Annotated in this window: 2 protein-coding genes, 2 tRNA genes and 1 pseudogene; 2 read left to right on the forward strand and 3 right to left on the reverse strand. The window is 33.8% G+C overall.

What is annotated here, in order from left to right:
• A partial coding sequence (locus ACIQ32_RS12245) for a lamin tail domain-containing protein (protein ID WP_396195963.1) occupies positions 1-3,682 on the reverse strand: 3,682 nt, incomplete at its 3' end.
• Positions 3,683-3,875: 193 nt separating this feature from the next.
• Here ACIQ32_RS12245 and ACIQ32_RS12250 point away from each other — a divergent pair.
• On the forward strand, positions 3,876-7,106 hold the full coding sequence (locus ACIQ32_RS12250; protein ID WP_396195964.1) for a T9SS sorting signal type C domain-containing protein: 3,231 nt from the start codon (positions 3,876-3,878) through the stop codon (positions 7,104-7,106).
• 253 nt (positions 7,107-7,359) lie between these two features.
• Positions 7,360-7,755, forward strand: a pseudogene (locus tag ACIQ32_RS12255) (recombinase family protein); the annotation flags it as partial.
• Positions 7,756-8,210: 455 nt separating this feature from the next.
• Here ACIQ32_RS12255 and ACIQ32_RS12260 read toward each other — a convergent pair.
• A tRNA-Arg gene (locus ACIQ32_RS12260) sits at positions 8,211-8,284 on the reverse strand.
• 67 nt (positions 8,285-8,351) lie between these two features.
• A tRNA-Pro gene (locus ACIQ32_RS12265) sits at positions 8,352-8,426 on the reverse strand.
• Positions 8,427-8,477 lie beyond the last annotated feature (51 nt).

Genomic DNA, 8,477 nt, shown 5'->3' on the forward strand with positions numbered 1-8,477 from the left:
TTGTTGCATTACAGGTTCCTAAACTAATTTGGCTTAACAATATTGTTGTATTTGTTGTTACAGCATTTACTGTTACTGTTGCATTTCCAGATGCATCTAAAACTACTGTTTGGGTAACACCCGAATTAATAGTATAAGTAACCGTTGCATTGGCAGTTCCTGATAAAGTAAATACTGCATTACCTCCTGAACATATTGGAGTTATTGAAGTTAATGTGGATAAAATTGGAAGTAGGCTATCATCTGTTACAGTAATACAATTATTATATGTACAATTGGTATCTAAATCGGTTACGGTAACACAATAATTTCCGGCACATAAATTAGTGGCTGTTGCCGTAGTTTGAGCTTGTGGGTCATTCCATAAATAACTATAATTGCCAGAACCCTGTGTAATACTCACTGTAGCGCTTCCATTGCATGAAGAAGTAGGCGGTGTATCACAAATACCATTATTACAATTTATCAAATTAATACTTCCCGGAATGTCTCTTTGCCAAGCGCCACCATCAGGTATTCTGCTAAATGTATTTCCTGTTGAACTTAATCCTTGAAGTGTAGTTTGTCCAACGTAATTAATTAAGGAAGGATTTAATTGATAAATGTCTTTGGCAGACAATAATATCAAACTACTTGTATTACAAGCACCTACTAATGAAGGAATACATGGAGCATCATCTAAGTCGTCATCGGTTGTAATTTTAGAGCTTTCATTAGTACCAACTGTCCAATAGATAGCATCCACTGGAGTTCCACTCGCATCGTTTAAGGCAACCCAACCATCTCCATTGGCTAATAAAAATTGAGTGATAGCACAATAGTTAGAAGTCAAAGTGGTGTTGTAATCAATATTGGCAAGATTTGATGATGAAGTAGAAGTGCCTATAACATAATGCGCTTTTGGGGCAAGAATAGTACCTGAGGGAATTAGTATCGTTCCGCCTCTTGAAAGAGTACTACCCGGATTGGAATTAGGCCTTGTAGCTGTAGCAATTGTATAACATGATAAATCAATAGGAGAACAGGTTGGATTATAAAGTTCTATATACTCAGTTCCATTCGCAACCAATCCTTGGGCTGTTAATGGAAAATGCATTACTTCATTAATTACTACCTGTGTTCCTGTAGGTGTACAACCTGTGGAACTTGAATTACAAACCGTATTTGGATTTGAGCTTGTTGTACCGGTAATCTCTGGATTAATAACAACAGTTAAATTAGTATTAGTAGCACATTGGCCTACATCAGGTGTAAAAGTATAGTTTGTAGTTGCCGTATTGTTTATAGCTGGCAACCAACTTCCTGTAATTCCATTGTTTGAAATGGTTGGAAGTACAGTAGGCGGCACAGTGGCTCCAAAGCAAAAAGGATTTGGCGTGCTAAAAACTGGAGTGATAACTGGATTTTGTAATATTACACTCGAAGGTAAAATGGTAGTACAACTATTGATAACAAAACTAAAATTAGAATAAGTACCGATACCTAAATTTGAAATTAGAATTTCCCCATTATTGTTTGAAGTAAAATTATTTGGGCCAACCGGTGTAGTATTAAAATTGTAACTAACAACATAAACATCATTTGCTTGAAGTCCAGAAATAGTAATACTTCCATCTGAACCATTACAAGTAGTTGGATTAGTATTAGTTAATGTTGGTACTGCTATAATACTAAAATTAGCTTTATAATTTGTCCCTCCATTATTTAAAATGATTGTATCATCACATTGACTGTTAGAATTAAAGTCTCCCGTCACATCATAATATACCTCTAAAGTATAATCTCCCGGAGGAACTGTAGTCAAATTTACGGGAGTATCACAACCAGGTTGCGATACACATTGCCATTTTTGTTGTCCGGCAACACATGGTCCTCCACCATTTATAAATTCACTTATTCCTGCATTACAATCACTAAAAAAAGCTAAGTTTCTTGGAGTAAAAGCACCACCTATAGAAGAATTTAAATAATATCTGTAGTACATTTTGGCGCCACATACATTGGTAGTACCACCATTTTTATAAGTTTTGACTTCAGCTCCTCTTAAAATAAGAGTTGAAGAGTTAGCTATATGTACACCAAAATCTTTAACAAAAGTATTACCTGGCTCTTGATTAACTAAATCAGCTCCAGCTCCGGTTGTATTATAAAATTTGCCATCACCAAGATCTGAACAATCATCCATCCAAACAGCAGTAGCATAGGCGCCAAAATCACAATTAGTAACAGTAATGGTTAGCGTAGTTGTCGAAGCACATTGACCTAGATTTGGTGTGAATGTATAAGTTGTAGTTAAAATATTATTTAAAGCAGGACTCCAACTTCCTTCGATCCCATTATTTGAAGTTGTTGGAAGAGGATTTAAAGTTGAACCAACACAAACAGGACTTGGGGTATTAAAAGTAGGAGTAACAAATGAATTAACGACTACCGTAATCGATTTCGTATCAGTACAACCATTATTATCAGTAACAACTACGGTATAAGTACCGGCAGAAGCTTGAGTGACATTATTAATTGTTGGATTTTGACTACTGCTTGCAAATCCGTTTGGCCCAGTCCAGGCCCATGAAACACCATCATTGCATGTTAGATTTAAACTTTGATTTTCACAAACAGGACTATTTGTTCCAACTACTGCATTTAACTGACAATTAGAACAGTCAAATGATGTACCAATAGTTTCAATATAAAAGGGAGAAACAGATGCTCCTGAACCATCAACTATGAAATAATAAAACTTTCCTATGGTCAATCCACTTAAATTTAATTGATTATTCTTTGTGGAACCATTTGTATATTGGGGAGAAGAGTAAGTGTCATTTACAGATGATGTGGGACAACCTCCGCTCAAAACTATATTATCTGAAGAAGTACATGGATCGTTGTCAATTCCGGCATCAATGGCTAAAATTTGTAAATTACCAGTGATCCCTGAAATCGTTATGCCGACTGAAGTTTGAGCAGCTCTAAATTTAAACCAAGCGGAATTATTTTGTGCTGCATTCCAACTACATGAAACTGTATTAGGATTAAACATATCTCCTGCTTGATTTGTAAATCCATTGTTAGATGCTACTATTATTTCGGCAGTTCCTAAACAATAAGGAGTAGAACAATTATCATAACTAGTAAGTGTTGTATAATCTTGAACAGTATAAGGAGATTTAAAAACTAAATCAACCTTGTTAAATCGGCCTCCAGTAGCTGAAGATGTTTCAGTTATTGTTACTGTCCATACCCCATTGGGATCAATACCATTAAAGGCCGTATAATTATCTTGAGAACGATAATAACCAATACTAAATGGTTCAGCGGTTCCTCCGTGCTCGAAAAGTCTTCTCAAATATTGATTAAACCTAAATTTTGTATTTATCTGTTTGACTTGAGAATTTGGTAATCCTCCGGTTGCTACTAAATCAATAGAAGTGGTTCCTTTAGTTAAGGTTATTTTGTAAGTATTGTAATTTCTTGTATTGGCATCATCCCCCATGTGAAGGTTAACCTGAACTAACTCAAAAACTCCGGCATCTAATGACGCTAAACCTGACACTGTAATTTCTTTTGTTAATGAACCATTCCAAGAACCTGCAATACTAATATTAGAATTTGAGAAAACCTGACTAAAGCTCAAAAAACAATTAAACAAGAAAATAAACGAAAGATAAACACCTTTTTTCATAATTAATTTTATTATTGATAAAATAAGGGGTAAAAATAGTGAAAAATACTCATTACAATTCATTACAAAATGAAAATAAATATTATAAATTTCACAAATATGGATGTTTCAATTAATTTTATATTTGCCACATTACAATATAAATTATTAAAATATTTTTTTGATTATTAATCTTAAAACCACATGTAAATTTATGAAATTAACTAAATGTTATATGAAGTGTTTTTTTATAATAATATTTCTACCTTCAATACTTTTTTCTCAAATAGCTTACCGTTCAAAACAGTCTGGTGTGTGGAGTGATTTCAATACTTGGCAAAGATTTAATGGTACAAGCTGGGTTAACGCTAGCTTAGGTCAAGTGCCCTCAAATAGCGATGGGATTATTACAATAGTTAATGGTCATATAGTAACTATTAATTCCAATCTTAATATAGATCAAACTACTATTAATCAAGGCGGAAAATTAGTTTTAGTTTCTGGTAACTTAACTGTTGAAAATGGAATTGGAACCGATTTAATAATAAGTGGTACATATGAAAGAACTTCATTGTTTACTACTATGACAACAAATGGAACGGTAAGTTGTGAAAGCACTGGAGTCTACGAACATAATACAGCTGGAGGTTCTTTACCATCGATAACTTGGAAAGATGGATCAATATTAAAAATTAAAAATAGCTTACAAAACAATCTCTTTCAAAGCTTTTGGGATGTATGGGTGGAAGGTGGAACTGCATCTTCTGTTACCTTTGATAACAATGTTTCAAGAACAATGACGGTTCGAAATGATTTCAGACTTATCGGTGGTGATTTTTTCCTTAAAAATGGCGGTTCAGTTGGAGGTACTCATACTTTAAGAGTCAAAGGGAATTTTTTACAATCCGGAGGGTCATTTGCTTGGAATAGCGACAATAATGACAACGTAAGTATTGTGAAAATTGAAGTAGAGAAAGATTTAATTATTTCAGGTGGAAATTGGTCCGGCTTTGTGTCTTCGGTGCTTTGTGATTGTGGTGTGTTTTTTCTAGGCAATGGTGTGGAACAAACTTACAGCACCATTTTAGCGCACGATAATTCGGGAGCTGTCAGAAACAGATTTTATTACAAAACTACTTCGGGTCCATCTGCTTTACACGAGATTTATAATGGAAGTATTGCGCAATTTACCATAAACGGTAATTGCGGAACAGGACCTATAGGATTTACACCATGGCCCTCAACAGGTAGCCTTTTAAAAACCGTTACCATAGACAATAGCTCCGGAGTAACTTTGCAAAGTCCAAAATCTGTTAGAACTTCTTTATTCCTTAAAAATGGAATTTTTAATTTAAACAATCAGACTTTCACCATGACCAACGGTAGTACAATTGACAGAACCGGTGGCACTATATCCGCAACCCCTGCCGGTTCATCTTTTAATGTGCTTTACAGTCCTCACTCTGCTGGATTTACAACAGAGTTTGAATTGCCAAATTCAACAACAGTATTAAATAATTTTACCATAAATAATGGAAATACAATCACTTTACAAAGCAATAAAACAGTAAACGGAAACTTAACCCTTACTTCGGGTGTTTTTGATATCACAGATAAAACAATTAATCGAAATAACATAGGAGGAATCCTAAATATAGCGGATAATGCAAAATTAAAAATTGGCGGCACTAATTCTTTTCCAACAAATTATACTACACATGATATTAATGATAACAGCATTGTAGAATATGCAGGATCATCCCAAGTAATAGCTACAACAAACAAGACAAATGATTATGATTATGGATTTTTGGAACTTTCAGGTACTGGAACTAAAACACTAGAAGGTGTTGTAGATGTTTACAATGATTTGACAATCAACGGAGGAAATTTGTTAGTAAACACAGGTCAAATTTTAAGAGTTGGAGACGAGTTCAAAAATATGGCGGGCACAGCAACATTTGAAAACAATGCTAGTTTAATTCAAGTCAATAATGTATCAAATACCGGAAATATTACTTATAAAAGAATAGCACAACAAAGAAATTTAGACTATGTTTATTGGTCATCACCGGTTAACAATTTTCACCTAAACAATCATCCCTCTGATGGTTTAAAATATTTATGGAATACAACCCTAAATAATACTAACGGAACTCAAGGCAACTGGCAATCTGCATCAGGAATTATGAATGCTGCTCAAGGCTATATTATCAGAGGTCCTAACTCTTTTAGTAACACCACAAATCAAAATTTGGAAGTACCTTTCCTTGGTACTCCAAGAAATGGCGATATAAGTAGAAACATATTCAGAGGAAATTATACCGGAGCAAATTACTTCCTTTCCAGTGGTGCTCAGGTTACTAATATTGACGATAATTGGAACTTAATAGGCAACCCCTATCCTTCAGCTATCAGCAGTCGTGAGTTTTTAATTAACAACAGTTCTGTATTAACAGGCGCACTTTATATCTGGACACATGGTTTTCTACCATCATCTATGATAGGTTCTCCATTCTATCAAAATTTCGCCTATAATTACAACCCTCTAGACTATATACCTTTCAATTTAACAGGAAATCTTGCTAGTCCGAATCCGGATTATTTTATCGGCGCCGGACAAGGCTTTTTTGTAACTATGATTGATGGTTCAACAGCAACTTCAACTGTAAACTTTACTAATAATCTTCGAAATAAAACTTATACAAATTCTACCGGCATCAATTTTTTCAGATTAGCTAATACTACAACTGTCCAAAACCAAACGGAATTCAACAGAATTTGGCTTGATATAATAAAACAAGGTCAACCGGGCGGAAGAACTATGTTTGGTTACGTTACAGGAGCGACCATGCAAAAAGACAATTTACACGATGCAACTACAAAAAGTAACAACTCTTTTAAATTATATACTCTATTAGCAGAGGAAAAATTTATAATTCAAGGAAGAGCTTTGCCTTTTGACAACAACGATGTTGTTCCATTAGGTGTTGATATATTGGAAAATGGCTTTTATACTATTGCTTTAGCAATGACTGATGGGCTTTTCGAAAACAATAACCAAGATATTTTCCTGGAAGATTTATATACCAATACTATTCACGATCTGAAAACAACACCTTATCTTTTTTCTTCAAATGCCGGGAGTTTTACCGATAGATTTTTAATAAAATACATCAATCTTTCGAATCTCAATACAATTGAAAACAATTGGAATAACTCCATTACAATTTGGACAAACGAGAAAATAAATATTAAATCAAATTTAGAAATTATTTCTGATGTAAGTATTTTTGACATCACAGGCAGAAAAATTAACTCATTTGATAATATCTCTAGCAATAGAGTCGAAATATCAAATTTAATAAAAACAAGTAATAATTATTATCTCATAAAAATTAAACTTAATAATGGTGTTATTGTTTTTAAAAAGATTGTTTTTTAAAGAACTCCCTTAAAAAATGCTACACTAAATAGCAAAATCAAATAAAAATATACTGGTTAAGAAAAAAGCAAGAAAGTAAGGCTATGACAATGCTTGAAATTGTGCCAAAAAGCCTTTATTAATACCAAACAAAGATACTATACTATTCCAAGAAGCTTTTTAATTGATGGCAACCGGAGTATACAATCAAAAAAGAAGTCCTTACTAAACTTAAAGCAAAGGGACTAAAAAGTAGTAAAACACCTTTTCTAACCTATTGAAAATCCCGATTTATTATGGCGGCATTTATATAAAAGCCTATAAAGATGAAAAGGAGTGTATTATTAATGGATTACATAAACCCCTAATTTCAAAATCACTTTTTGATAAAGTCCAAGATCAATTAAATAATAAAAGTCACAAGTATCATACAAAACATAAAAAGTTAAATGATAAATTTCCATTAAAAGGATTTTTACTTTGTCTAATATGCAATAATCCTTTAACGGCAAGCACTTCCAAAAGCAGAACAAAGCATTACTCCTATTATCACTATATAAACCCTTGTAATGGAAGATATGCTCTTGAAGAGGTTGGTCAGAGATATGATGATTACCTATACCGCATTTCACTTAGTGGACCAATAAAAAACTTTTTCTGGAAGTGGTAAAAGAACAGCTTATCGAAAAAACAAAAGCAAATAAAATTGAACCAAAGCATTTTGAACAAATAAAAAAAATAGAGCAGAAATTAGAACGTTTGCAAGATATGTTCGTGAATGGATAAATAGAAAAAACGATTATCAAACTACCAAAATACGTTTTGAAAATACAATTGCAGCGTTTAAAGAAAAGGAAAACAAACTAATTGATGAAAAAGTGGTTTTTAATTTACATCAAAAATCATTAAATAAAATGGAAAATATTAGTGAACAGTATAGTAATGCTTATCGAAGGCAAAAGATTATTGCTTAGTTCGATGTTTCCAAATAAAATTCACTTTGAAAATAAAAAAGTTCGAACCGCAGAGGTAAATCTTATTTTTATTGAAATTAACAGTATTAAAATCAAATACAAAGGGATAAAAAAAAGGGACAAGTCTTTTTTATAGACTTGTCCCAATGAGTGATCTCAGAAGGATTCGAACCTTCGACCTACTGCTTAGAAGGCAGTTGCTCTATCCAGCTGAGCTATGAGACCCTGCAAAGAAAATATCTTGAAAATTGTCGGGGTTGGTCTCGTCTTCAGACGAGACGACCTCCGAAAGTCGGGGTGGCAGGATTCGAACCTGCGACCTCCTGGTCCCAAACCAGGCGCGATGACCGGGCTACGCTACACCCCGAGAGCGGAGAGACAGGGACTCGAACCCTGGCGACGGTTACCCGTCGACAGA

Source organism: Flavobacterium sp. (genome assembly GCF_044373165.1).
Classification (GTDB): Bacteria; Bacteroidota; Bacteroidia; order Flavobacteriales; family Flavobacteriaceae; genus Flavobacterium.

Bases quoted from the DNA above. Each gene is read 5' to 3' on its own strand.
- ACIQ32_RS12250 (WP_396195964.1), top strand. From the start codon at position 3,876: ATGAAATTAACTAAATGTTATATGAAGTGTTTTTTTATAATAATATTT.